25 protein-coding genes and 1 tRNA gene are annotated in these 22,716 nt (G+C 68.3%); 12 read left to right on the forward strand and 14 right to left on the reverse strand.

Translation table 11 applies throughout. The features are described 5' to 3' along the window. Positions 1-131: 131 nt before the first annotated feature. Both ssb and QO010_RS08560 read left to right on the forward strand, forming a co-directional pair. The gene (gene ssb, locus QO010_RS08555; RefSeq protein ID WP_307348214.1) at positions 132-626 is read left to right on the forward strand and encodes a single-stranded DNA-binding protein; all 495 of its coding nucleotides are present in this window, start codon (positions 132-134) and stop codon (positions 624-626) included. Between the two features lie 243 nt (positions 627-869). Then, the gene (locus QO010_RS08560; RefSeq protein ID WP_307348215.1) at positions 870-1,769 is read left to right on the forward strand and encodes a DMT family transporter; all 900 of its coding nucleotides are present in this window, start codon (positions 870-872) and stop codon (positions 1,767-1,769) included. Here the strand turns inward: QO010_RS08560 and QO010_RS08565 are convergent. The 4 genes from QO010_RS08565 to QO010_RS08580 all read right to left on the reverse strand — a co-directional run bounded on the left by QO010_RS08565 (position 1,766) and on the right by QO010_RS08580 (position 5,142). Further along, positions 1,766-2,836, reverse strand: a complete 1,071-nt coding sequence (locus QO010_RS08565; RefSeq protein WP_307348217.1) for a 2OG-Fe(II) oxygenase — start codon at positions 2,834-2,836, stop codon at positions 1,766-1,768. The two genes, QO010_RS08560 and QO010_RS08565, sit on opposite strands and share 4 nt — an antisense overlap. Before the next feature lie 69 nt (positions 2,837-2,905). After that, positions 2,906-3,817 (reverse strand): alpha/beta hydrolase, encoded by a 912-nt coding sequence (locus QO010_RS08570; RefSeq protein ID WP_307348218.1) that lies wholly within the window; start codon positions 3,815-3,817, stop codon positions 2,906-2,908. A 3-nt stretch (positions 3,818-3,820) separates the two neighbouring features. Beyond that, on the reverse strand, positions 3,821-4,519 hold the full coding sequence (locus tag QO010_RS08575) for a hypothetical protein (RefSeq protein ID WP_307348219.1): 699 nt from the start codon (positions 4,517-4,519) through the stop codon (positions 3,821-3,823). Positions 4,520-4,599: 80 nt separating this feature from the next. Continuing rightward, a complete protein-coding gene (locus QO010_RS08580) occupies positions 4,600-5,142 on the reverse strand; it encodes a superoxide dismutase family protein (RefSeq protein WP_307348220.1) in 543 nt (180 codons plus the stop codon). Between the two features lie 180 nt (positions 5,143-5,322). Between QO010_RS08580 and gyrA the strand changes: the two genes are divergently transcribed. Genes gyrA through QO010_RS08610 form a run of 6 tightly spaced genes read left to right on the forward strand, consistent with a single transcriptional unit; the run spans position 5,323 to position 11,442 of the window. After that, positions 5,323-8,079 carry a DNA gyrase subunit A gene (gene gyrA / locus QO010_RS08585; RefSeq protein WP_307348221.1) on the forward strand — a complete coding sequence of 919 codons (2,757 nt, stop codon included), beginning with the start codon at positions 5,323-5,325 and terminating at the stop codon, positions 8,077-8,079. Between the two features lie 24 nt (positions 8,080-8,103). Next, on the forward strand, positions 8,104-8,601 hold the full coding sequence (coaD, locus tag QO010_RS08590) for a pantetheine-phosphate adenylyltransferase (RefSeq protein WP_307348222.1): 498 nt from the start codon (positions 8,104-8,106) through the stop codon (positions 8,599-8,601). 49 nt (positions 8,602-8,650) lie between these two features. Further along, positions 8,651-9,553: a peptidylprolyl isomerase gene (locus QO010_RS08595; RefSeq protein WP_307348224.1), complete on the forward strand. Its 903-nt coding sequence runs from the start codon at positions 8,651-8,653 to the stop codon at positions 9,551-9,553. A gap of 16 nt (positions 9,554-9,569) precedes the next feature. Next, entirely contained in the window at positions 9,570-10,424 is an 855-nt protein-coding gene (locus QO010_RS08600) for a peptidylprolyl isomerase (RefSeq protein ID WP_307348225.1), read from the forward strand. Continuing rightward, entirely contained in the window at positions 10,421-10,888 is a 468-nt protein-coding gene (locus QO010_RS08605; protein ID WP_307348641.1) for a peptidylprolyl isomerase, read from the forward strand. Before QO010_RS08600 ends, QO010_RS08605 begins: the two co-directional genes overlap by 4 nt. Beyond that, positions 10,885-11,442 carry an HD domain-containing protein gene (locus QO010_RS08610; protein ID WP_307348226.1) on the forward strand — a complete coding sequence of 186 codons (558 nt, stop codon included), beginning with the start codon at positions 10,885-10,887 and terminating at the stop codon, positions 11,440-11,442. Before QO010_RS08605 ends, QO010_RS08610 begins: the two co-directional genes overlap by 4 nt. Here QO010_RS08610 and QO010_RS08615 read toward each other — a convergent pair. From QO010_RS08615 to QO010_RS08625, 3 genes are read right to left on the reverse strand one after another with little or no spacing between them, the layout of a single operon-like run. After that, entirely contained in the window at positions 11,439-12,134 is a 696-nt protein-coding gene (locus QO010_RS08615; RefSeq protein WP_307348228.1) for a beta/gamma crystallin-related protein, read from the reverse strand. The two genes, QO010_RS08610 and QO010_RS08615, sit on opposite strands and share 4 nt — an antisense overlap. Positions 12,135-12,166: 32 nt before the next feature. Next, on the reverse strand, positions 12,167-13,177 hold the full coding sequence (locus tag QO010_RS08620) for an endonuclease/exonuclease/phosphatase family protein (RefSeq protein WP_307348230.1): 1,011 nt from the start codon (positions 13,175-13,177) through the stop codon (positions 12,167-12,169). Beyond that, positions 13,170-13,766 carry a hypothetical protein gene (locus QO010_RS08625; RefSeq protein ID WP_307348233.1) on the reverse strand — a complete coding sequence of 199 codons (597 nt, stop codon included), beginning with the start codon at positions 13,764-13,766 and terminating at the stop codon, positions 13,170-13,172. The genes QO010_RS08620 and QO010_RS08625 overlap by 8 nt, the downstream gene beginning before the upstream one ends. A 104-nt stretch (positions 13,767-13,870) precedes the next feature. Between QO010_RS08625 and queA the strand changes: the two genes are divergently transcribed. Together queA and tgt are read left to right on the forward strand one after the other, a co-directional pair. Next, entirely contained in the window at positions 13,871-14,947 is a 1,077-nt protein-coding gene (queA, locus tag QO010_RS08630) for a tRNA preQ1(34) S-adenosylmethionine ribosyltransferase-isomerase QueA (protein ID WP_307348234.1), read from the forward strand. Then, positions 14,947-16,065, forward strand: coding sequence for a tRNA guanosine(34) transglycosylase Tgt (gene tgt, locus QO010_RS08635; RefSeq protein ID WP_307348235.1), 1,119 nt, complete (start codon positions 14,947-14,949; stop codon positions 16,063-16,065). The genes queA and tgt overlap by 1 nt, the downstream gene beginning before the upstream one ends. Here the strand turns inward: tgt and QO010_RS08640 are convergent. Continuing rightward, a complete protein-coding gene (locus QO010_RS08640; protein ID WP_307348237.1) occupies positions 16,062-16,676 on the reverse strand; it encodes a hypothetical protein in 615 nt (204 codons plus the stop codon). The genes tgt and QO010_RS08640 overlap by 4 nt on opposite strands. Before the next feature lie 116 nt (positions 16,677-16,792). Between QO010_RS08640 and QO010_RS08645 the strand changes: the two genes are divergently transcribed. Beyond that, positions 16,793-16,867: transfer RNA gene (locus tag QO010_RS08645), tRNA-Lys, on the forward strand. 85 nt (positions 16,868-16,952) lie between these two features. On the opposite strand, the gene QO010_RS08650 is transcribed toward QO010_RS08645, so the two are convergent. Then, a complete protein-coding gene (locus QO010_RS08650; protein WP_307348239.1) occupies positions 16,953-17,276 on the reverse strand; it encodes a hypothetical protein in 324 nt (107 codons plus the stop codon). 18 nt (positions 17,277-17,294) lie between these two features. Here QO010_RS08650 and QO010_RS08655 point away from each other — a divergent pair, with 18 nt between their 5' ends. Then, positions 17,295-18,095, forward strand: coding sequence for a hypothetical protein (locus QO010_RS08655; RefSeq protein WP_307348241.1), 801 nt, complete (start codon positions 17,295-17,297; stop codon positions 18,093-18,095). 11 nt (positions 18,096-18,106) lie between these two features. Here QO010_RS08655 and QO010_RS08660 read toward each other — a convergent pair whose 3' ends face one another. The 5 genes from QO010_RS08660 to QO010_RS08680 all read right to left on the reverse strand — a co-directional run bounded on the left by QO010_RS08660 (position 18,107) and on the right by QO010_RS08680 (position 22,468). Further along, on the reverse strand, positions 18,107-18,235 hold the full coding sequence (locus QO010_RS08660) for a hypothetical protein (RefSeq protein WP_307348243.1): 129 nt from the start codon (positions 18,233-18,235) through the stop codon (positions 18,107-18,109). A 144-nt stretch (positions 18,236-18,379) separates the two neighbouring features. Continuing rightward, positions 18,380-18,970 carry a type II toxin-antitoxin system prevent-host-death family antitoxin gene (locus tag QO010_RS08665; RefSeq protein WP_307348245.1) on the reverse strand — a complete coding sequence of 197 codons (591 nt, stop codon included), beginning with the start codon at positions 18,968-18,970 and terminating at the stop codon, positions 18,380-18,382. Positions 18,971-19,137: 167 nt separating this feature from the next. Beyond that, positions 19,138-20,115, reverse strand: a complete 978-nt coding sequence (locus QO010_RS08670) for a transglutaminase family protein (protein WP_307348247.1) — start codon at positions 20,113-20,115, stop codon at positions 19,138-19,140. Beyond that, entirely contained in the window at positions 20,115-21,059 is a 945-nt protein-coding gene (locus QO010_RS08675; RefSeq protein ID WP_307348249.1) for an alpha-E domain-containing protein, read from the reverse strand. The genes QO010_RS08670 and QO010_RS08675 overlap by 1 nt, the downstream gene beginning before the upstream one ends. Then, entirely contained in the window at positions 21,056-22,468 is a 1,413-nt protein-coding gene (locus QO010_RS08680; protein ID WP_307348643.1) for a circularly permuted type 2 ATP-grasp protein, read from the reverse strand. The genes QO010_RS08675 and QO010_RS08680 overlap by 4 nt, the downstream gene beginning before the upstream one ends. Positions 22,469-22,716: the final 248 nt, after the last annotated feature.

A 22,716-nucleotide genomic window follows, 5' to 3' on the forward strand; every position in this document is an offset into this window, starting at 1 on the left:
GTCAGATTGTCTGTGGGTAACCTGGAACGAAGAGGGAACATTTACTTGCGGGCGGACCCGGCGGGGACTAGGGTCGTTAACAGATTCCGGCGCGTAGGGTCGCCGGGCGAGTACGCGAAGGAGGCCTCCCCATGGCGGGCAGCGTCAACAAAGTCATCCTGATCGGCAATCTGGGCTTCGATCCCGAGATCCGCACCCTGACCTCGGGCGACCGGGTCGCCAACCTGCGCATCGCCACGTCCGAGAGCTGGCGCGACCGCGCCACCGGCGAGAAGAAAGAGAAGACCGAGTGGCATCGGGTGGTCATCTTCAACGACAACATCGTCAAGGTGGTCGAGCAGTATGTGAAGAAGGGCTCGACGGTCTACATCGAGGGCTCGCTGCAGAACCGCAAATGGACCGACGCGCAGGGCGTCGAAAAGTTCTCCACCGAGATCGTGCTGCAGAAGTTCCGCGGTGAGCTGACCATGCTCGGCGGCCGTGGCGACCGCGGCGATGACCGGGGCGACAGCGACTACGGCGGCGGGGCCTCCTCGGGCGGCTTCGGCGGCGGCGGCGCCCGCAACCAGCCCTCCGGCCCGCGCGAGAACTTCTCGGCCGACCTGGACGACGAGATTCCGTTCTAGGATTGAGAGAACCCTTCCTCCTCGATGGAGGAAGGGCAGGGATGGTGGTGTGCGCCCGGAGCCTGGGTGAAAGGCTCAGGGTGGCGACCACGCCTCCCCGCGCTCTTCGGGAAACACGTTGCCACCACCACCATCCCCAACCCTTCCTCCATCGAGGAGGAAGGGAGTCTCCTGAGTATCCGTAACCACTCTTGATCACCGCCGCGCTTCCCGGCGTGGCCCACCCCATGCCACAAGCGCCCCGTGAACAACGACCGCAGCCCCTTCAGCCTCGCCGAGTGGGGCGCCATAGCCGCCATCATCCTGGTGTGGGGCGTCAACAACGTCGCCGCCAAGGTGGCGACGCAGGAACTGCCGCCGCTGTTCATGGGCGGGGCGCGGTTCGCCATCGCCCTGGTCTTCCTGCTCCCCATCCTGGTCCGGCCGCCCTGGCCGCCGTGGCGCCAGACCCTGCCGCTGATGCTGCTGGCCGGGCCGCTGCATTTCGGGCTGGTCTACATCGCCTTCGCCATGGCCCAGACGCTGAGCCCGCTGGTGGTCGCCCTGCAGCTGTGGATCCCGATGACCACCTTCTTCGCCTGGCGCATCCTGGGCGAGACCATGCCCAGAGCGGCCATCCTCGGCATGATCGTGGCCTTCGCCGGGGTGGCTTTCATGACCCTGGACCCCAAGGGCGGCGCGGACCTGCCCGCCATCTGTATTGGCGTGGTCGCCAGCGCGCTCTGGGCCCTGGCCACCGTGCTGATGCGGCGGACCACGACGGTGCGGCCGCTGAAGCTGCAGGCCCTGACCTCGCTGGCCGGCGCGCCGGTCCTGCTGGGCGCCTCGGCCTTCTTCGAGCCGCACGTGGTCGAACGCGCTGCCCATGCCAGCCTGTTTGTCTGGGGCCTGGTGGTCTGGGCGGCGGTGGCCTCGACCATCGGGGCCACGGCGCTCTTGTTCTGGCTGGTCCAGCGGCGTGAGGCCGGGCGGGTGACGCCCTGGTTCCTGCTGACGCCCCTGGTGTCCTGCACCTTCGGGGTGCTGATGCTGCACGACCGCCTGTCGGTGCAACTGGTGCTGGGCGGCGGAGCGACCCTGGTCGGGGTGGCGCTGGTGGCCCTGGCCGAGCGCCGCGCCGTGGCCGCCGCCAGCGTGACCTAGGCCTGGGCGGGCGCGGCTGTGTACTGGCTCAGCGCCGGGTCGAGATAGGCGTTGTTGGCTTCGCGGATCTTCGCGCCGTCCTCGTCATAGAGGAAGGGCAGGAAGGCGAACCGCCGGCCGCTGGTCACGGGCGTGGCCTCATGCAGCAGCGAACAGGAGAACACCACCGCCCCGCCGGTCGGCGGCCGATAGGTGCGCGAGCCGAATTCCGGGAAGCGCAGGTCGCCGCCCTCGAATTCCTCGGCGTTGAGGTTGATCGAGACGGCGAACTTGCGGTGGGCCGTGCCCTTGGTGGTGTTGTCGCGGTGGGGGCGAAACCAGCCGCCGCTGTCGGCGTCATAGCAGGCGACGATGTAGCGCTCGATGCGGGTGGGAACGAACTGGAAGGCCTGGGTGATCAGCGGCGAGAGCCGCCGGCTGATCCGCGCCCGGCAGGCGGCCATCAGCGCCTCGTCCTCGATGGTGGCGTCCGAGCGCCGCTTGTGGCTCTCGTCCCGGGCCAGGACCGTGCGGCCGTCGACCTCGCGCATGAAGCCCGAGGGCGTGCCCCCCTGGGCGTCGTAATAGTCCAGCAGGCGCTTGCAGAAGGCCGGCTCGAAGATGCGCGGGGCGATCAGCACCGGGGCGTGGAGCGGCACGCCGGCATGCAGGTCGATTGGGGCCAGGCGGCTCAAATGCTCGAGCACCACCTCGGTCTTGTCCAGCGGCGCGGTCAGGATGACCCGCATCGAGGGGTCCAGCACGATCCAACTGGGTTCGGTGATCTCGAACAGGGTGGTAACCTCGCGCTCGACATCGAGGAACCAGCGGATGCCCGGGATCTCGTCGACCGCGCCGGGGGCCACGTCCGGATCGGTGATCACCCCGAAGAAGGCCCGGGTCACGTCGTCGAACAGCGCCCGCCGCGCCCGGATGAGGCTCAGGGCGGCGTGGCAGGCCTTGTCTTCCCTGGCCGGCAGGAAGGCGAGCGCGATGTAGCGGCCCGCCGCGCTGTTGAACACATAGCGGGGATTGGTCGGGGTCGGGGCCCGGAAGGATGGCGCGAGATCGCCCGGCGTCAGCGGCAAGTTTGAGGTCCCCTTGAACTGGCCGCGACGATGCCTCCGACGGCGCCGCGCCGCAAGTGTCGCGGTGTCTCAGTAGGGCCAGGCCGAGGAGCCGCCGACCATCGCCTGGGCCATCAGGTGGATGGAGCGGTCGACCCGGAAATTACTGACCGTCATGTCCTCGCTGGGCAGGTAGTCGCCGTGGTCGTATTTCTGGGCCTTGGGAATGGCGGTGTTGTCGACCAGGGTCAGCGGGTTGGGTCGCGAGCCCGAATAGCCCAGCGCCGTGCCGAACGGCATGTCGTCCTGGCGCCCGACCAGGGCCGCCAGGGTGCCGGCCGGGTAGGCGAGCTTGAGCACATTGTCGCCCATCGAGGACATCACCGTGGTCCGCGCCGCCCGCCGCCGGGCCGCCTCGAAGCGCTGGCGGTCGGCCAGGATGCGGTCGTCGACCGCCGGAGCGGCGACGCAGATCTGGCGCACCGTCTTGCCCGTCCGGTTGGCGGCGGTCAGCACCAGGCGGGCGCCCATGCTGTGCGAGATCAGCGAGACGCTGGCCGCGCCGGGGAAATGGCTGTCGGCGTATTCCGCCAGCCGCCGGCCGCTGGCGTCGGCGTCGGGCCCCGCTCCGATGTAGTTGAGCGGAATCTGCGGCAGCGCCCAGTCGCCCGGCCACAGCACCCCCATGAAATACCAGGTCGGCCGCGTCTCGGCGTTTGGCGACAACTCGGCGGGCGTGGTCGCCATCCGCCCGCCCAGCCCCGCGATCTCGGCGGCCAGAGCCTGGCCCAGCCGGGTCAGGGAGCGCACCCCCTTTGGCCGGCTGACATTGAAGCCGTGGGTGGCGAAGACCAGGTGGACGCCGGTGACGTTGGGCAGGGTGGCGACGGGATTGTAGGCGATGGGCGAACCCGTCGCCGGCACGCCGGCCTCATAGACCCTCGGGCTGGAGGTCACCGATCCGCCGACCCCGGCTGAGCGATAGTCGAGAAAGAGAACCATGCGTTAGGCCCGCCGCGTGGCCTGCACCGCCTTGACCGCCGCCGACAGGCCTGAGGCCAGGTCCTTGGCGACGGGGGCCAGCGGCACGGCCAGGATGCCGATCAGGATGGCCAGCGGAATGGCGTTGCCGGCGGGGATGCCGTTGGCGTTCTCGGCGACGTTGGGAACGAAGAAGGTGGCGATCACAGCCAGGGCGACGGCGACCACGGCGGCCAGGCCCTTGGCGGCGGCGCGGTACTGCTGGTCGGCCCGCTCGAAGGCGGAGTCGAGCTCGAAATCCAGCGCCGCGTCGAACCGGCCCAGGATGTTCATGTCCTCCTCGTCCAGATCCTCACCCTTGGCCAGCTTGCCGGCCACGTCGGTCAGGCGGTCGGCCGCCACATGGCCATGCTCGGCCATCTTCGGGGCGGTCTCGGGCGAAAGGCCCAGCCGCACCAGGCTCTTGGCCAGCGCCTTCTGCTCATCGATCGGTCGGCCGTTCAGCCAGTGCGAGAACAGCATATCGCGCCAGCGGTCGCGGCCCGCCGCCAGGTCGAGCGCCGGCGCGAAAGGCGCCAAGGTGCGGGCGATGTGGCCATAGCCGACCCGCGAAACCCCGCCCCAGAAGGCTTTGGTCACGTCCACGATGCCATAGGCCGCCGTTCCCAGCGCCCCGATCGCCACCAGCGCCTGGCCCATCTCGGCGCCCGTCAGCACAGCCATGATCTCAGCCCCCGGTTCTTGTCCGAGGGGAGATGTTCTACCCAGGCGGGAAGTGCGTCAACCGCGACGCTCGGCGAGTTTCAGCCGGCGGCGATGACCCCACACGCCACCCGCGCTCCGGCATTGCCGATGGGCTGGCTGGCATAGTCGTCGGGCGAGGCGTGGATGACCAGCGCCGAGCCGTCGGCGTCCAGCAGGGCCGAGCGGCCGCCGGCGCCCTTCAGCGACACAAAGGTCGAAAACAGTTCTACCTGGCCCGTCCCATCGGCGGCGACATAGAGGTTGGGAAGGTCGCCGGCCTCGTTACCGACCGGGTTCAGCAGACCATGGACCGCGTCGGCCATCCCATGGACGTGACCGCCGGCCGATTTGAAGTCGGGCGCGGCGCAGTCGGCCTTTTCGTGGAAATGCAGCCCGTGCCAGCCGGGCGCCAGGCCTTGGACCGACAGCCGCAGCAGCACCCCGCGTGGGCCTTCGGTGAGGCTGGCCTTGCCGACCACCTTGCCGTCGGCGGCCTTCAGCTGAATTTCGACCGACTGTGGATCGGCGGCGGCCTGGGAGCGGGCGGCGCCGGTCAGGACCAGGGCGGCGGCCAGGGCCAGGGCGAGCGGGTGGGGCTTCATCGGCGGTCTCCTCGCTGGGGTCTTAAGGCCCGTCATACGCCCATTTCGCGCTGCGGGGAGCGGGAACCGGAAAACCGTCCGAATTCCGGGGTTTCCGCCCCGCGCGGGTGGCGCCCGCCGGCCTGGGATGGTAACCAATGTCCTCACATTTCACGCCGATTCCAAAGGCCTTTTCCCACCTTGACCGACGAGACCTCCAGCCCACCGGAAGACAGCCGGCGCGGGCACATCAGCCCCATCGCCATCGAAGACGAACTGCGCCGTTCGTATCTCGACTACGCCATGAGCGTGATCGTCAGCCGCGCCCTGCCGGACGCGCGCGACGGCCTCAAACCCGTGCACCGCCGCATCCTGTTTTCGATGGGCGAGCAGGGGCACACCCATGACCGGACCTATGTGAAATCGGCCCGCGTGGTCGGTGACGTCATGGGTAAATACCATCCGCACGGCGACGCCTCGATCTATGACGCCCTGGTGCGCATGGCCCAGCCGTTCTCGATGGGGCTGATGCTGATCGACGGCCAGGGCAACTTCGGCTCGATCGACAACGATCCGCCGGCCCAGATGCGCTACACCGAGTGCCGGATGACGCGCGCCGCCGAGGCGCTGCTAGCCGACATCGACAAAGACACCATCGATTTCAAGGACAACTACGACGGCAAGGAGCAGGAACCCACCGTCCTGCCGGCCCGGATTCCCAATCTGCTGGTCAACGGCTCGGGCGGCATCGCCGTCGGCATGGCCACCAACATCCCGCCCCACAACCTGGGTGAGATCGTCGACGCCTGTCTGGCCATGGTCGACAATCCCGACGTCACCCTGGAGGAACTGCTCGACATCGTCCCCGGTCCCGACTTCCCGACCGGCGGCGAGATCATCGGCCGCACGGGCGCGCGCCAGGCCCTGATGACCGGCCGCGGGTCGGTGATCATGCGCGGCGAGTCGACCATCGAGACGATCCGCAAGGACCGCGAGGCGATCATCTTCACCTCGTTGCCCTACCAGGTGAACAAGGCCGCCCTGGTCGAGCGCATCGCCGAACTGGTGCGGGAAAAGCGCATCGAGGGCATCGCCGAGCTGCGCGACGAGAGCGACCGCGACGGCCTGCGCGTGGTCATCGAGCTGCGCCGCGACGCCAGCGCCGAGGTGGTGCTGAACCAGCTGCACCGCTTCACCTCGGCCCAGTCGAGCTTTGGCGTCAACATGCTGGCCCTCAACCGGGGCCGGCCCGAGCAGATGGGCCTCAAGCCCCTGCTGCACGCCTTCATCGACTTCCGCGAGGAAGTCGTCGTCCGCCGGGCCAAGTTCGAACTCTCCAAGGCCCGCGATCGTGGCCACACCGTCGTCGGCCTGGCCATCGCCGTGGCCAATATCGACGAAGTCATCGCCCTGATCCGCAGCTCGGCCGACGCGGCCGAGGCCCGCGAGCGGTTGGTGGCCAAGCCCTGGCCGGTCGGCGACATGATGGCGCTGATCGAGCTGATCGACGACCCGCGCACCATCGTCGTCGACAGCGACAAGGTCCGCCTGACCGACGAGCAGGCCCGCGGCATCCTGGCCCTGACCCTCTCGCGCCTAACCGGCCTTGGCCGCGACGAGATGATGAATGAGGCGCGCGAGCTGGCTGACGCCATCGCCGCCTGGCTAGTGCTGCTCAGCGACCGCGCCAACATCATGGCCGTGGTCCGCGAGGAACTGGTCGAGGTGCGCGAGCGCTTCGCCGTGCCGCGCCGCACCAAGATCGTCGAGGGCGAGGCCGAGCTCGAGGACGAGGACCTGATCCCGCGCGAGGACATGGTCATCACCGTCACCCACGGCGGCTACGTCAAGCGCACCGCGCTCGCCACCTATCGGACCCAGCGCCACGGCGGCAAGGGCCGCTCCGGGATGGCGACCAAGGACGAGGATGCGGTCACCCGCGTCTTCTCGGCCTCGACCCATGCCCCGATGCTGTTCTTCTCCTCGGGGGGCAAGGTCTACAAGCTCAAGGTCTGGCGCCTGCCGCTCGGCACGCCGACCTCGCGCGGCAAGGCTTTCGTCAACCTGCTGCCCATCGAGCCGGGCGAGACCATCACCTCGATCCTGACCCTGCCGGAAGACGAAGCGGCCTGGGACGGCATGGACGTGGTGTTCGCCACCCGCTCCGGAAACGTGCGCCGCAACAAGCTCAGCGACTTCGTGCAGATCAACCGCAACGGCAAGATCGCCATGAAGCTGGACGAGGGCGACGCCATCGTCGGGGTCGGCCTGTGCAACACCGCCAACGACGTGCTGTTGACCACCGCCAATGGCCGGGCGATCCGTTTCCACGCCGATGACGTGCGAACCTTCGCCAGCCGGGACTCCACCGGCGTGCGGGGCATCCGCCTGCAGGGCGAGGACTATGTGATCTCGATGGCCATCCTGCGGGCCGTCGACGCCACGGCGGACGAGCGCAGCGCCTATCTCAAACAGTACCGCGCGCTGCTGCGAGCCACGACCGGCGAGGAAACCGACGAGCCGACGGTGGCCGACGATGAGGAAGACGTCGCCGCCGACGCCTATCTGACCCCCGAGCGCTATATCGAGCTGGACGCCGCGGCCGAGACCATCCTGACCATGTCCACCGAGGGCATCGGCAAGCGGTCGAGCGCCTACGACTTCCGGCGCACCGGCCGGGGCGGGCAGGGGCTGCTGGCCCAGGACCTGACCCGCAAGGGCGGACGGCTGGTCGCCGCCTTCCCCGTCGAGGACAGCGACGAAATCCTCTTGGTGACAGACGCCGGGCAGTTGATACGTTGCCCCGTCGCCCAGATCCGTATCGCGGCGCGCAACACCCAGGGCGTCATCGTCTTCCGCACGGCGGACGATGAGCATGTGGTGGGCGTCGAACGGCTCGAAGGTGGCAGCGGCGAGGACGACTCTGGCGACGAGGTTGTGGCCGAAGTTTCCGAATAGCCCGCACGGCGCAGGAGGGGTGATTTGCAACGCGTGGGACTCTACCCGGGCACGTTCGATCCGGTCACCAACGGCCATATCGACATCATTGGCCGGGCCGTGAAGCTGGTCGACAAGCTGGTGATCGGCGTGGCGATCAACGAGGGCAAGGGACCCTTGTTCACGCTGGATGAACGGGTGGAGATGCTCCAGCAGGAGACCGCCAAGTTCCAGAACATCGCCGAGATCGAGGTGCAGCCCTTCAAGGGCCTGCTCATGCACTATGCCCGTGAGGTCAACGCCCAGATCATCGTCCGGGGCCTGCGGGCCGTGGCCGATTTCGAATACGAGTTCCAGATGACGGCGATGAACCAGCAGCTGGACCGCGAGATCGAGACCGTCTTCCTGATGGCCGATCCGCGCCACCAGGCGGTGGCCTCGCGGCTGGTCAAGGAGATCGCCACCCTGGGCGGCGACATCCACAAGTTCGTCTCGGCCAATGTCGCGGCCCGGGTGCTCGAGAAGGTCGGGCGGTCGTCCTGATTTTCGTCGCCACTTGCCGCCGGAGCGGCTCCGTTCTAGGCGAGGACCGATGAAACGCCTGATCCCCGTTGCCGCCCTGCTGGCCATCGCCTGCGCCTGGACCGCCCCCACGGTTCTTGGCGCCGCGCCCAAGGCTCCCAAGGCGGCGCCGGCCCCGACCTATCCCGAGGCTGACTGGCGCACCCCCGATCCCGACAACATCCTGGTCATCGACACCAGCCGGGGCCGGGTCATCGTCGAGATGACGCCCTTCTCGGCCCCCAACCACGTCGACCGGATCAAGACCCTGACCCGGGCCCGCTTCTATGACGGCCAGGAATTCTTCCGCGTCATCGAAGGCTTCATGGATCAGACGGGCGACCCGACCAACCTCGGGACCGGCGGCTCGGACCTGCCGGACCTCAAGGACGAGTTCGAGTTCCGCCGCGGTTCCGCCGATCCCTGGGTCTTCATCACCCGCCAGGCCTCGGCGCCGGGCGTGGTCGCCACGACCGAGTTGGGGTTGATGGGGATTCTGCCCGTGCGCTCGGGTCCCTCCGCCCAGATGATGCTCAGCGCCGACGGCAAGACCAAGGTCTGGCCGATCTTCTGCGCCGGGGTGATGGGCATGGCCAAGGCCTCGCCGCCCGACACCGCCAACAGCCAGTTCTTCCTGATGCGCGCCAGCGTCACGGACCTGGACCATAACTACACCGCCTGGGGCCGGGTGCTGTCGGGCATGGAGGTGGTGCGGGCGATCAAGGTCGGCGAACCGCCGGCCCCGCCGCGCGACACCCTGACCACCGTGCGGCTGCTGTCCGACCTGCCGCCCGCCGAGCGTCCGACCGTCAAGGTGCTGGACACCCGGAGCGCCAGCTTCAAGGACCTGCTGGCCAAGTCCGGCGTCGGCAGCCCGGTCGGCCCCAGCATCTGCGACCTGGACATCCCGGTCCTGATCGCCAAGCCCTCATGAGCCTTTTGAGGAACCCATGAAACCAGTCCTCCTCGCCGCGCTTCTGGCCACTATCGCGACCCCGGTTTTCGCCGCCCCCCTCCTTTCCAGAAATGGGCCGGCCGAGGCCGACTGGCGCACGCCCAACCCCGAGAACGTGCTGGTCATCGACACCAACAAGGGCCGGATCATCGTCGAACTGGTCCCCGAGGTCGCCCCGGCCCACGTGGCCCGCTTGCGCGAGCTGACCCGCAAGGGGACCTATGACGGCCGCACCTTCTTCCGGGTCATCGACCGGTTCATGGACCAGACCGGCGATCCCAAGGACACCGGCGACGGCGGCACGGACCTGCCCAACCTCAAGGCCGAGTTCACCTTCCGCCGCGACGCCAAGACCCCGTTCGCCCTGGCCGCCAGCCCGCAGGGGGCGGAGCTGGGCTTCATCGGGCCGCTGCCGATCTACAGCCAGGCCTGGAGCTATTCGGAGATGACCTCGGACCACAGGGTCTCCGCCTGGGGCACCTACTGCCCCGGCGTGGTCGGCATGGCCCGCGACGACGATATCGACAGCGCCAACAGCCAGTTCTTTCTGATGCGCTGGGCCTATCCCTCGCTGGACAAGCGCTACACCGCATTCGGGCGGGTGATCGATGGCCTGGGCGTGGTGCGGGCCATCAAGACCGGCGAGCCGGTGCCCGATCCTCAGGATCGTATGCTCAAGGTGCGCGTTCTGGCTGACATTCCCGAGGGCGAGCGCCCGAAAATCCGGGTCATCGATCCGACCGGCAAATGGTTCGCTGGCGAGATCAAGCGCATGCGCAAATCCAAGGGGGCCGACTTCTCGCCCTGCGACCTCGATATCCCGACCCAAATCAATGGTGAGACGAACTGATGGCCGACGCTGAAAACACTCTGATCATGACCCTGGACACCGGCCCGGTGACCATCCAGCTGCGGCCCGACCTGGCCCCCGGCCATGTGGAGCGGATCAAGGAACTGGCCCGCGAGGGGTTCTATGACGGGGTGGTCTTCCATCGCGTGATCCCCGGCTTCATGGCCCAGGGCGGCGATCCGAGCGGTACCGGCTCGGGCGGCTCCAAGAAGCCCAATCTCAAGGCCGAGTTCTCGGCCGAACCGCACCTGCGCGGCGTCTGCTCGATGGCCCGCACCAGCGATCCGCACAGCGCCAACAGCCAGTTCTTCATCTGCTTCGACGACGCCACTTTCCTGGACCGTCAGTACACGGTCTGGGGCGTGGTCACCGACGGCATGGACAATGTCGACGCCCTGCCCAAGGGCGAGCCGCCGCGCGCGCCGGGCAAGATCGTCAGCATGAAGGTCGCGGCGGACGCGTGACGCCCAACCTGCTCAGCGCCTATGCCGAGCCGAACCGGCGTTACCACACGCTGGCCCATATCCAGGCCTGCCTGGCTGAACTGGACGCCGTCCCGGGCCTGAGCGCCCGGGACGATCGCCTGCTGCGCCACGCGCTGTGGTGGCATGACGCGATTTATGACGCCCGCCGGAGCGACAACGAGGCCCGCAGCGCCGAGATGGCCCGCCGCGACCTGACGGCGCTTGGGTTTTCCGCCGGGGAGGTGGAGGAGATCGCCCGCCTGATCCTGCTGACGCGCGGCCACAGCGTCGAGCCGGGCGACCGGCTGGGCGCCCTGATGGTCTCCATTGACCTGTCGATCCTGGGCGCGGCGCCGGCCGACTATGACCGCTATGCCGCCGGCGTGCGCCACGAGTACGCCCACGTGCCGGAAGACGCCTTCCGCGCCGGCCGCGGCCGGGTGATGCGGCATTTCCTGGAGACGCCGATTCTCTTCGCCGCCCCGGAGTTCAGCGCGCGCCTGGACGCCCCGGCGCGCGCCAATCTCGCTCGAGAACTCGCTACGCTGAGCTAGTTCGGCAGCTTGCGGATCGAGGTCACCTTGTCGTTGGCGCCGATGTCCTTGATGTTCGGGCTGTCGGCGGTGAGCGTCCAGCACTGGCCGTTGAAGTCGCGGCCCGAGCACAGCTGCCACTTGCCGCTCAGCACCCGCACCGAGGTGATCTCGTCATCCATGGCCCAGGGGCTGAGGTCGGGCACCGAGCCGGCCACTTCCAGCCGCCGGCCGCCATAGTTGGGGTTCTCGTAGACCATCAGCCCGACCCGGCCGGGACCGCCGGCGGGACCGGGCGGCGGGCCTGGAGGCGGCGGGGGCGGGCCGTAGCCGCCGCCCTGGCCGCCGTAACCACCGCCCTGGCCATAGCCACCGCCCTGACCGTAGCCACCGCCCTGGCCGCCATAGCCGCCACCCTGGCCGTAGCCGCCCGTCGAGCACTGCAGCCGGCCGTTGACGTTGTCCAGCACCGGGCGCTGGCAATAGCGCAGGTCGATGTCGGTGTTGATGAAATAGCCGCTGCCGGTGTTGCAGCTGGCCCAGACCCGGCCGTTGATGGCGGTGATGTCGCGGCAGCTGCGCTGGTAGGAGCCCTCCGGCACCGGGTCGAACGGCCCCTGCGAGGGCGGTCCTGCCGCGGGGACGGGCGAGGCGACGAGCGCCCCGGCGGCGAGGGTGAGGGCCGCGAGGACGCGGCGGACGGCGAGGGTCATAGCAATCTCCCTGAACAGCTTAAGCCATGCTCTCACGGCCCGCGCGTCAACACCACCACCACCGGGTAGTGATCCGAGCCCAGAGCCGGGCCGCGTTTGACACTGACGGTCTTCCAGCTCTTGCCGGCATAGACCTGGTCGATGGCCAGCAGCGGGACCGGCAGCTTCACCCCGACCCGGGGCAGGGCGGTCGGCCAGCTGGCGAGGCCATGGGTGCGGCGATCCAGGCCCAGCCAGCCGTCCATGCGGCGCAGGCCGCGCGACCAGGGAGTGGAGTTGAAATCGCCGCCGACGATCAGGCTGTCGCGCCGGAAGGGGCGGGTCGCCTCGGCCAGGCGCTGGTTCATATACCGCTGCGGCCCCACCGGGACGGGCCAGGTCATGTGGGTCGCCACCACGGTGAAGGGTCCGCCCTGGCCGGGCAGGGTCATCCAGGCGGCCGACAGGTAGCGGCCGGTGTCGGGCATGCCCAGCCGCCCCTGGGCTGCCGGCGCCCGCTTGCTCAGCACCATGGTCGAGCAGGGCAGATCCGCCAGGCAGCTGACCTGGTAGGGATAGCGCTGGCGCAGGGCGTAGGGCACGCCGCTGGTGCTCTCCACCACCTCTTCCAGCGTCACGACGTCGGCGTCCTCGGCGAGGATCCAGGCCACGGCCCGGCTGGGCCTGGGATTGTCCTTGGAGAGGTTGAACTGCACCAGCTTGAGGGTCTCGCTTCTGGGCTTCACCCGCTGGGCGAAGACGCCGCGCGCCATCTCCGGCAGCATCAGCGGGGTCAGGGCCAGCAGGGTGATGGCGGCGAGAATGCCGGTCGCCCGCTCACCGTGCCGGCGGCCATCGACCAGCCAGGCGGCGCCGCAGACCAGGCCCCCGGCCAGCCAGACCAGGCTGAAATGGGCCAGCACGTCCAGCCGGTCGCTGAACCGGCCCAGCAGCGCCAGCCCGGCGGTGACGGCGCAGCCGAGCGCCAGCAGCAGGATGAAGGCCCGCGCGACCCGCACGGTCAGCCTGCGGGCGGCCTGCGGCAGTTCGCGAAGATCAATCACCGACGAAATAGGTGAAGCTGATGCGGTCGTAGGTTTTGTCGCCGACCTTCAGCGTGCCGGTCAGCACGGCCATCTGGCTCGAGCTATTGACCTTGGCCTCGGCCAGGGCCGCCTTGTCGAACCGACCGGTGAAGCTTACCGCGCCCAGCTTGGCGTCATGGCCGGCGAAGCTGACCTGCTGGTCGTCGATGGCGTAGCTGTCGGGCAGCACCCGGATGCGGCCGCTGCGGGTCTCGGCCCCGGTCTCGCCGGTCTGAGCGGGGCTGGCCTGGTCCTCGAACTCGAACAGGATCGGGCCGAAGGTGGAGCTGTGGTCGCCCTTTTCCCAGGTCTCGAAGTCGCTGGGCGCGCCCACGCCCATATTGGCCAGCCGCCAGGTCCCGACCTTCACGTTGGCCTGGGTCATGTAGTAGCCGGCGGCGTCGAACCCGGCCTCGTGGCTGAAGCCGGCGGCCGGCGCCGGCGTCGGCGCGGCGGCTGGAGCGGGCGCGGCGGGGGCGGCCGCCGGAGGCGTCTCGGCCTTGCGATTGCAGGCGCTGGCCAGCAGCGCCACCGCGCTCAGACCAATGGCCAGACCTCGTATCCGCATGGAAATCCCCTCACTCCAACCGGCGCGATGTTTGGCTCATCCTTGGGCCAATTGTCTACCGCGCGCTTGACCTTGGCGCGCCATCGTGGCGGACGTGCGGCCCCATGCTGCTCTCCGACTTCGATTTCGACCTGCCCGAGGCCCTGATCGCCCTCAGACCCGCCAGTCCGCGGGACACCGCCCGCATGCTGGTTGTGCATCCGGGCCAGGGGCTGGCGCACGCCCAGGTCCGGGACCTGCCCAGCCTGCTCCAGCCTGGCGACGCCCTGGTCTTCAACGACACCCGGGTGATTCCGGCCCGCCTGACCGGCCGCCGCCATCGCGGCGAGAGCAACATCGCCGTCGAGGCCACCCTGCACCGGCGCCTGTCGCCCTCGCGCTGGAGCGCCTTCATGCGGCCCGGCAAGAAGCTGGCCCCCGGCGATCGCATCGAGTTCGGCGAGGCCAGCGACCGGGCCTGCTTCCTGGTCAGCCTGGCGGCCACCGTCGTCGAGAAGGGGGAGGGGGGCGAGGTCACCCTGGCCTTCGACCTGGCCGGCCCCGACCTGGACATGGCCATCCATGAACGCGGGGCCATGCCGCTGCCGCCCTACATCGCCTCCAAACGGCCCGAGGACGAGCGCGACCGGGCCGACTACCAGACCGTCTATGCCCGCGAGGATGGCTCGGTCGCCGCCCCGACCGCTGGCCTGCATTTCACGCCGGAACTGCTGGCGGCCCTGGAGGCGCGCGGCGTCTCGCAGCATTTCGTCACCCTGCATGTCGGGGCCGGCACCTTCCTGCCTGTGAAGACCGAGGTGGTCGCCGAGCACCGCATGCATCCGGAGTTCGGCGAGGTCTCCGCCGAGACCGCTCAGGCCCTGAACGCTACCCGAGCCGCCGGCGGCCGCATCGTCTGCGTCGGCACCACCTCGCTGCGGCTGCTGGAAAGCGCCACGGGCGAGGACGGGGTCATCCGCCCCTTCGCCGACGAGACGGCCATCTTCATCACCCCGGGCTACCGCTTCCGCGCCGCCGACGTCCTGATGACCAACTTCCACCTGCCCAAATCGACCCTGTTCATGCTGGTCAGCGCCTTCGCGGGCCAGGCGACGATGCGGGCCGCCTACGAGACGGCCATCGCGGAAGGCTACCGCTTCTATTCCTACGGCGACTCCAGCCTGCTATTCCGCGCCGCCTGATGACCGCCTTCCCCTTCGATATCTCCGCCACCGACGGCGCAGCCCGCACCGGCGTCCTGAAGACGTCGCGCGGCGACATCCGCACCCCGGCCTTCATGCCGGTGGGCACGGCCGGCACGGTCAAGGCCCTGACGGTAGACCAGGTGCGCCAGACCGGCGCCGACATCATCCTGGGCAACACCTATCACCTGATGCTGCGGCCCACGGCCGAGCGGGTGGCGCGCCTTGGTGGTCTGCACAGATTCATGCGCTGGGATGGCCCCATCCTCACCGACAGCGGCGGCTTCCAGGTCATGTCGCTGTCGGGCATCCGCAAGATGAGCGAGGAGGCGGTGACCTTTCAGAGCCATATCGACGGCTCGCGCCACGTGCTCTCGCCGGAGCGCTCCATCGAGATCCAGGCTGACCTGCTGGGCTCTGACATCGTCATGCAGCTGGACGAATGCGTCGCCTGGCCGGCTGAGGAGGCGCGCGCCGCCGACGGCATGCGCCTCTCGGCCCGCTGGGGCGCCCGCAGCAAGGCCGCCTTCGGAACGCGCGAGACCCAGGCCCTGTTCGGCATCCAGCAGGGCTCGACCTTCGAAACCCTGCGCCGCGAATCCTCCGAGCGGCTGACCGAGACCGGCTATGACGGCTACGCCATCGGCGGCCTGGCGGTCGGTGAAGGCCATGAGGCGATGTGCGAGGTGCTGGACTATGCGCCGGGCCTGCTGCCCGCCGACCGCCCCCGCTATCTGATGGGGGTCGGCAAGCCCATCGACCTGGTCGAGGCGGTCTGGCGCGGGGTCGACATGTTCGACTGTGTCCTGCCCACCCGCTCTGGCCGCCATGGCCAGGCCTGGACCTGGGAGGGGTCGATCAACCTCAAGAACGCGCGCTTTGCCGAGGACGAGTCGCCCCTCGATCCGGCCAGCGACTGCCCCGCCAGCCGCGACTACAGCCGCGCCTACCTGCACCACTTGGTCAAGGCCGAGGAGATCCTGGGCCAGGTCCTGCTCTCCTGGCACAACATCGCCTTCTTCCAGGCCCTGATGGCGGCGATGCGCGCGGCCATCGCCGAGGGCCGGCTGGAGGCTTTCCGCCGCGATTTCCGCGCTCGTCACCTCAAGCCGGACTAGCGGATCGGATACTTCGGCCCCTTTTTCTTCTCCTCGGGCGGGGGAAGGGTCGATTTGATGTGGCTGGGCATGGCCGGGGGCGGGCAGTTCTTCATTTCGCCCAGGCCCTTGAGATAGCCGCGACGGATGCCGCCGGCGGTGATGGCGGCGCGGACCAGGCGGTCGTGCTGTTCGGCCCCGGTCAGCCGGCGCACCCAGCTGCGCATCGGGATCAGATCCTGGGCGGCCGAGGCCATCATCCCAAAGGCGGTGTCCTCGGCGGCGTCGCGGCCCTTGACGATCAGGTCACGGTCGTCGGACGAAGACGGCTCGTCGATGTCGGCCCCCAGGGCGTCGGTCAGCGGCTGGATGGCGGCGGCCAGGCTGGCGCAGGTCATCGGCCGGGGCCGCTCATAGGGATCGTTGAGGGCGTCCAGCAGCACCTGCGGGATCTTGGTGCGTAGCAGGTTGACGTCGCGCAGCGGCGCGGCGGCCGCCCCCTTGACCCCGCCCCGGTTGGCCTCGTCGGTGGTCACCACCCGCATGGACGGCGGAGGCGGCGGCTTGCTGGCCGTGGCGCAGGCGCCGAGCAGAATCAGCGCTGGAAGAGTGAGAGCGAGGGCTACGCGCATGGCGCCGATGCTAGCTCAGCCCTGTCTTCCCGCAAGACCGCTTGAACGCTTGCCCCCGCCGATTGCCGCCACTATGGTCCGCGCCGCTTTCGGCCCGGGAATCTCGGGTCCGCGGCGGGCCGGTAGCTCAGTGGTAGAGCATTCGACTTTTAATCGAATGGTCGTGGGTTCGACCCCCACCCGGCCTACCAATACTTTCCGGAGGCGGATCAATACTTTCCGCCTCGGGTTAGCCGGCATAACTTGGGGTCGTTAGACTCTTGGTGGGCCCACCCGCTAGACCTTTGTGCTGGCTATGTTCTGGATGAGCCCCCGCTTGGCCTGGGCGTTCGATGCGACGATATTGTCTCGCGGCAGATAGACTGACTGGATTTGCTCTACCGACGAGATGGAATGGCCCATAGTCGCTGCGATTTCCGGGACGGTGCAGCCGGCGCGGGCGAACTGGACCTCACCGCTATGGCGCAGGGCTCTGAGCGTGAGCGCTCGGCTGCCACTGGCCTGCGTGGGATCGATGAAGACGTGGCCGGGCCGCTGTTCTTCGAGCGGCCGGCCGCTTACAACTTGGAAATGCCAAAGATCTTGGTCAGAGAAATTCACGGACAGTAGGATATTCCAATGAATCCTCAGGATGAGCCCGACGCAGCGCATCCGGTGCCCGAAATCAAAAGGAGAATTCAGCTCCTTTTTGAGAAGCTCCGTTACGGCCTGAATAGACTGTTCCCGCCCAAGCCAGCTGTAATAATTGCGAAGCGAAATATTAGGAAACGAGCAGCCGCCCGTGAGGGCTGGCTTCGATATACGCCCTGGATCGTATTGCCGTTGTTTGCCGCCGTAATTTGGATTGAGTTGAGTTCGTTAAATACGAGCCTTCGGGCGGTCGGCGGATTTCCTACGTTGGCCTTTGCCAATTCCCTCAGATGGATGGATGCGCATCCAGGTCTCGCGTCGTGGAGCCAAGCTGTGGGCGCGATACTAATTATCGGAGTATCGGTTTGGCAGACCGGAGTGGCCCAACGCTCGGGTCAGCGGGCCCTCGATCGACAACACTGGATGGTGGCTCGACTCTTCGACGAAGCAGTCAAGAGAGGTGAAACTATTCTCGAAAACCTTCAGGAGAGCGGCGGTTTGGACGAGTGGCGGGACGGGATGAAACTCGATGCTGCTGAGGTGGCTGAAGTGATGGGTGAACTCATTTCGCACCCGCTCGAGCGCTGGACATCGTTTGCCACTAGGAAGGTCGCTTCGGAGCACCTTAGCGCGTGGCGATCGTTTGCTGAGGAGGTCGATCGCCTCGCAGCCACGGCCGAAAGTTCCCCCAGCCTTAATACCTTGGAGGAGTTGGTCACCAGTGCTGATGAGGTTAGGGAACACGGGCGCCGCTGGCGAAGAATCGCAGCGCATTACTGGAAACGATAGCGTCAGTTGCTTCACTCCAGCGCCAGCAACTCGTCCAGACCCGGTTGGCTGGCGTCGACGGACAGGGCGATTTCCAGCGGGCTGACCTGGATAGCGTCGTGGCTGGGGAAGAGGCTCTCGCCGCCCCTGGCCAGCCGCATCACCACGGACCCGTTAGACCGGCCTGACCACCCGAGGGAAGGTTGGTTCCGAACAGACCGGGAAACGTCTAACGGCTGGCCGACAATACAGCCGCCCGCCTCAGACTTTTAATCGAATGGTCGTGGGTTCGACCCCCACCCGGCCTACCAAACCTCGACGCCCCCTCCGGGCGTCGTCCGGGTCACCGCGACCGCCACGCCGTCGATCAGGCTGTCCCGCCGCACCGGGGCCAGGCCCAGGGTGACCGGCGCCGCCTCGCCTGTCCGGCCCAGGCGCTTGAGGTCGAGTTGGGCGGCGACGCCCTCCTCGAAACAGGCTTCCAGGGCCGCGGTCACCCGCCGGCGCTCGCCGGTGTCGATCAGATCGGTCAACAGGGCGCCGACCGCTTCCTCACCGCTGAGGCCAAGCAGTTCCGCCACCGGTTCGTCGATGGTCGCGATGACGCCCCGTCGCGTCAGGCGGATCGCGCCGCCGCCCGTCACGGTCTGGAAGGCCTGCAGGGCGGCCAGGGCTTCCTGCAGCCGCGCCGTCTCCGGAGGATCCTCGGCCATCCCGCCGGCCGCCTCCTCGGTCATCGCCTCGTACTGGTGAGCGGAGATCACCACCACCCTCGGTCGGCCGTGATGGGTGACCACCACCGGCCCGGCCAGCGCCTGATCCTGCCAGCGTCCGAAGTTGCGGCTGACCTCCGCCGCCGTGGCATACGTGGCCTCGCCGTATGCGTGTTTCACCATTAAGCCCCGTCGTTTCGCCAACCGGGGTTCTGCGGAAATTGCTTAAATTCCGTAGAGACTTAACCCCTCTTCCTCTCATAATAGGTGATGCTTCGCGAGCAGATGCAACCCCAAGTTACCGAGGTTGAGTAATGCCGTGATCAGAGCGTCGATGCGGGCGCCGATGGCTACTGCTGCTGCTGTTGCTGCTGCTGTTCGCGCATCAGGACGTCGCTGTCCTTGCGGCGGCGCCCGCCCGGGAAGTTGGGGCGGGTGGCGCGGATGAATTCGGGTTCGGCGAGAGCCGCCCGGGCCTTGCGGACCTGCACAGCGACGGCCAGCTGGCTGTCGGCCTCGCCCTTGTAGACGCCGCGGCTGGGCGGCACGTCGGCATAGTCGCGGCCGATGGCCACCGTCACATGGCGCTCGCCCGCCAGGACGTTGTTGGTCGGATCCAGCCCCACCCAGCGCAGCGAAGGCAGAAAGACCTCGACCCAAGCATGGGTGGCGTCGGGGTCGGAGCGGTCATGGTGCTTGCGGTCGGTGAACAGGTAGCCCGAGACATAGCGGGCCGGCAGGCCCCAGTCGCGGCAGATGGTCAGCATGATATGGGCGAAGTCCTGGCAGACTCCCGCCTTGGCCTTCAGCGCCACGTCGATGGGGCTCTCGGCGGTGGTGGCGTCCGGGTCGTAGGCGAAGGCCTCGTAGAGGGCCGTGTTCAGGGCCCGCACGGCGCTGAGCGGATCGCGCCGGCGCAGGGCGTCCAGCCCGGCCTTCTCCACGAAGGCCTGCAGGCGCGGGGAGGGTGCCACGAAACCGTGCGGCCGCAGGAAGTCGAAGCATTCGCCGCGCACGAAGTCGCTGCGCAGGCGGTCCCATTCGCCGATGTCCAGGCTCTCGGGGATGGCCGGCGCCCGCTCGGTCTCGACCGCCGAGCGGGCGATGATCCGCAGGGAGTCATGCGGCTGGGGGACGTCGAAGTGATAGACGGCGTTGCCGAAGGTGTCGGGATAGCTGAACAGCTGGGCGCGGGGGTCCAGCTCCAGTTCGAAGCTGATCAGCCGCTGGCGAGGGCTCTTCTGGGGCTGCATCCACAGCTCCATGACGCTTTCCCGGACCGGGCGCTCATAGTGGTAGTCGGTGACGTGGCGGATCTCGAGCAGCATCAGGCGGGCAGCCTCAGTTCGAGGGGATAGGCCACGAAGGTCTCGTAGATGGCCTCATGGATGCGGGCGCATTCGGTGGTCACGGTGGCCAGCAGGCCGCTGGCCCCGGTGGCTTCCAGCTCCTCGACATCGGCGAACTGCAGGCGGGCCTTCAGCCGGCCGGCCAGCCGCTCGGGGCCGGCCCGGCCGTGCGAATCCATCCGCCGGGCCAGCGAGGTGAGGTCCTCCTCGATGCGGGCGGTGGCGAAGCGGATCGAGCGGGGGAAGTCCTCGTCGAACAGCAGGAAGTCCAGGATGTAGCGCGGCTCGATCTCGGCGGTGTACTGCCGCAGGTATGGCTCCAGGGCGCAGGCCATGCGCAGCAGGCTCATCAACGCCAGGCGGTCGGTGACCCGCCGGCCGCGGGTGTCGCCGAAACAGACCTCCAGCAGGCGGGCGATCAACTGGGCCCGCTCGATATGCACCCCCAGCAGCAGGAACCGCCAGCCCTCGCCATGGCTCATGGTGGCGTCGGCCGCGCCCTTGAACAGGTGCAGGTCGGCGATGATGTCGTGCAGGAAGGCCGAGGATTGCCGCTCGAACTCCTGGGGGGCGTCGTCGGCGGTGACCTTCAGGAACAGCAGGTTCAGCCGCTCCCAGGTCTCGGTGGTGATCTGGTCGCGCACCTGGCGGGCGTTCTCGCGGGCCAGGGCCAGGGACATCAAGACCGAGTTGGGGTCCTTGCGGTCCATGACCAGGGCCAGGGCCGCCTCATAGGGCTTGGCCGCCCGGGCCTGGTCGCGGTCGCCCACGGCCGAGAGGGCGATATAGGCCGCCTGGGCCGCCGCGTCGGTCTGGTCGAGGGTGGCGTTGAGCATCACGTCGGAGAGGCGCGAGAGGTGCTCGGCCCGCTCCACATAGCGGCCGATCCAGTAGAGGCTGTCGGCGACACGGGCCAGCATCATGACTTGGCGCTCCGGGGTTCGCTCAGGACCCAGGTGTCCTTGGAGCCGCCACCCTGGCTGGAATTCACCACCAGCGAGCCCCGGCGCAGGGCCACGCGGGTCAGGGCGCCGGGGGTCACCACCGTCTTCTCGCCCGACAGGATGAAGGGGCGCAGGTCGACGTGGCGCGGCTCGATATTGGCGCCGTCGATCAGGCAGGGGGCGGTCGACAGCTGGATGGTCGGCTGGGCGATATAGTTGCCGGGATCGGCCCTGAGGACGGTGGCGAACTCGTCCCGCTCCTTCTGGCTGGCGTGCGGCCCGACCAGCATGCCGTAGCCGCCCGACGCCCCCACCGCCTTGACCACCAGCTTGTCCAGATTGGCCAGCACGTGGCTGAGCTGGGCCGGCTCGCGGCAGAGGAAGGTCTCGATGTTGGGCAGGATGGCGTCTTCGTCGAGATAGTAGCGGATGATGTCGGGGACGTAGGCGTAGACGGCCTTGTCATCGGCCACCCCGGTGCCCGGGGCATTGCAGATCACCACATTGCCGGCCCGGTAGGCGTTGAACAGGCCCGCCACCCCCAGCCCCGAGTCCCGCCGGAAAGTCAGGGGGTCGATGAAGTCGTCGTCGACCCGGCGATAGATGACATCGATGCGGCGCAGGCCCGTGGTCGTGCGCATGTAGACCTGGTTCTCATGCACCACCAGGTCGCGCCCCTCGACCAGGGGCACCCCCATCAGCCGGGCCAGATAGGCGTGCTCGTAATAAGCGCTGTTGTAGACGCCAGGCGTCAGCACCGCGACCTGCGGGTTGGGCCGCCACTCGGCCGCCATGCTTTTCAGCGTCGCCAGCAGCAGGTCGGGATAACGCTCGACCGGCCGGACATTGGCGATGCGGAAGGTGCCCGGGAAGGTCCGCTTGGCGGCGTCGCGGTTGGCCAGCATGTAGGAGACGCCGGATGGGACCCGCAGATTGTCCTCCAGCACGGCGAACTCGCCGTCCTGGCCGCGGATCAGATCCGAGCCGCAGACGTTGGCATAGGCCTTGTGGGGCACGAAGACGTGCTGCATCTCGCGTCGGTAGCTGGCCGCGCCCAGCACCAGGTCGCGCGGCACCACCCCATCCATCAGGATCTGCTGCTCGCCATAGATGTCGGCCAGGAACATGTTCAGCGCCTTGAGGCGCTGGATCAGGCCCTTCTCGATGCGGTTCCACTCCGCCCCGGGAATGATGCGCGGGATCAGGTCGGTGGGGATGATCCGCTCGGTGGTCGCCTCGGCGCCATAGACGGTGAAGGTGATGCCCTGCAGCAGGAAGGACCGCTCCAGCGTCTTCTGCCGCTCGGCCAGGGCCTCGGGGCTCAGGGTCGCCAGCCGGGCGTGGATGGGATTGTAGTGCTCGCGCACCATCCCGCCCTCGGCGTACATCTCGTCGAAGGCCACGCCGGGCAGATAGGCCGCTTCGGTCGGGGCGGGAGCCGGCGCCGTTCCGGTTACTCGCGCTTTCGCCACGCTGATTAGCCTTGCCCTTCCTGACGGGGACTGAATGTCCCCCGACCTGATAGACCGCGTTGCGGCCATAGTGCGCCGCTTTCGGCTCGACTCGTCGCCTTGGCGGCGCGCCGCCTCACATTTGTGCAACTTTCTTGGCTCAAGCAAAGGGCCAGAGCCGGTTC

The organism is Caulobacter ginsengisoli, assembly GCF_030814835.1.
Classification (GTDB): Bacteria; Pseudomonadota; Alphaproteobacteria; order Caulobacterales; family Caulobacteraceae; genus Caulobacter; species Caulobacter ginsengisoli.

Excerpts from the sequence above, each read along its gene's own strand:
- ssb (WP_307348214.1), top strand. The coding sequence starts at position 132 with ATGGCGGGCAGCGTCAACAAAGTCATCCTGATCGGCAATCTGGGCTTC.
- QO010_RS08570 (WP_307348218.1), bottom strand. The coding sequence starts at position 3,817 with ATGGTTCTCTTTCTCGACTATCGCTCAGCCGGGGTCGGCGGATCGGTG.
- QO010_RS08575 (WP_307348219.1), bottom strand. The coding sequence starts at position 4,519 with ATGGCTGTGCTGACGGGCGCCGAGATGGGCCAGGCGCTGGTGGCGATC.
- QO010_RS08580 (WP_307348220.1), bottom strand. The coding sequence starts at position 5,142 with ATGAAGCCCCACCCGCTCGCCCTGGCCCTGGCCGCCGCCCTGGTCCTG.
- QO010_RS08595 (WP_307348224.1), top strand. The coding sequence starts at position 8,651 with ATGAAACGCCTGATCCCCGTTGCCGCCCTGCTGGCCATCGCCTGCGCC.
- QO010_RS08600 (WP_307348225.1), top strand. The coding sequence starts at position 9,570 with ATGAAACCAGTCCTCCTCGCCGCGCTTCTGGCCACTATCGCGACCCCG.
- QO010_RS08615 (WP_307348228.1), bottom strand. The coding sequence starts at position 12,134 with ATGACCCTCGCCGTCCGCCGCGTCCTCGCGGCCCTCACCCTCGCCGCC.
- QO010_RS08625 (WP_307348233.1), bottom strand. The coding sequence starts at position 13,766 with ATGCGGATACGAGGTCTGGCCATTGGTCTGAGCGCGGTGGCGCTGCTG.
- queA (WP_307348234.1), top strand. The coding sequence starts at position 13,871 with ATGCTGCTCTCCGACTTCGATTTCGACCTGCCCGAGGCCCTGATCGCC.
- tgt (WP_307348235.1), top strand. The coding sequence starts at position 14,947 with ATGACCGCCTTCCCCTTCGATATCTCCGCCACCGACGGCGCAGCCCGC.
- QO010_RS08640 (WP_307348237.1), bottom strand. The coding sequence starts at position 16,676 with ATGCGCGTAGCCCTCGCTCTCACTCTTCCAGCGCTGATTCTGCTCGGC.
- QO010_RS08655 (WP_307348241.1), top strand. The coding sequence starts at position 17,295 with ATGAATCCTCAGGATGAGCCCGACGCAGCGCATCCGGTGCCCGAAATC.
- QO010_RS08660 (WP_307348243.1), bottom strand. The coding sequence starts at position 18,235 with ATGCGGCTGGCCAGGGGCGGCGAGAGCCTCTTCCCCAGCCACGACGCT.
- QO010_RS08665 (WP_307348245.1), bottom strand. The coding sequence starts at position 18,970 with ATGGTGAAACACGCATACGGCGAGGCCACGTATGCCACGGCGGCGGAG.
- QO010_RS08670 (WP_307348247.1), bottom strand. The coding sequence starts at position 20,115 with ATGCTGCTCGAGATCCGCCACGTCACCGACTACCACTATGAGCGCCCG.
- QO010_RS08675 (WP_307348249.1), bottom strand. The coding sequence starts at position 21,059 with ATGATGCTGGCCCGTGTCGCCGACAGCCTCTACTGGATCGGCCGCTAT.
- QO010_RS08680 (WP_307348643.1), bottom strand. The coding sequence starts at position 22,468 with ATGTACGCCGAGGGCGGGATGGTGCGCGAGCACTACAATCCCATCCAC.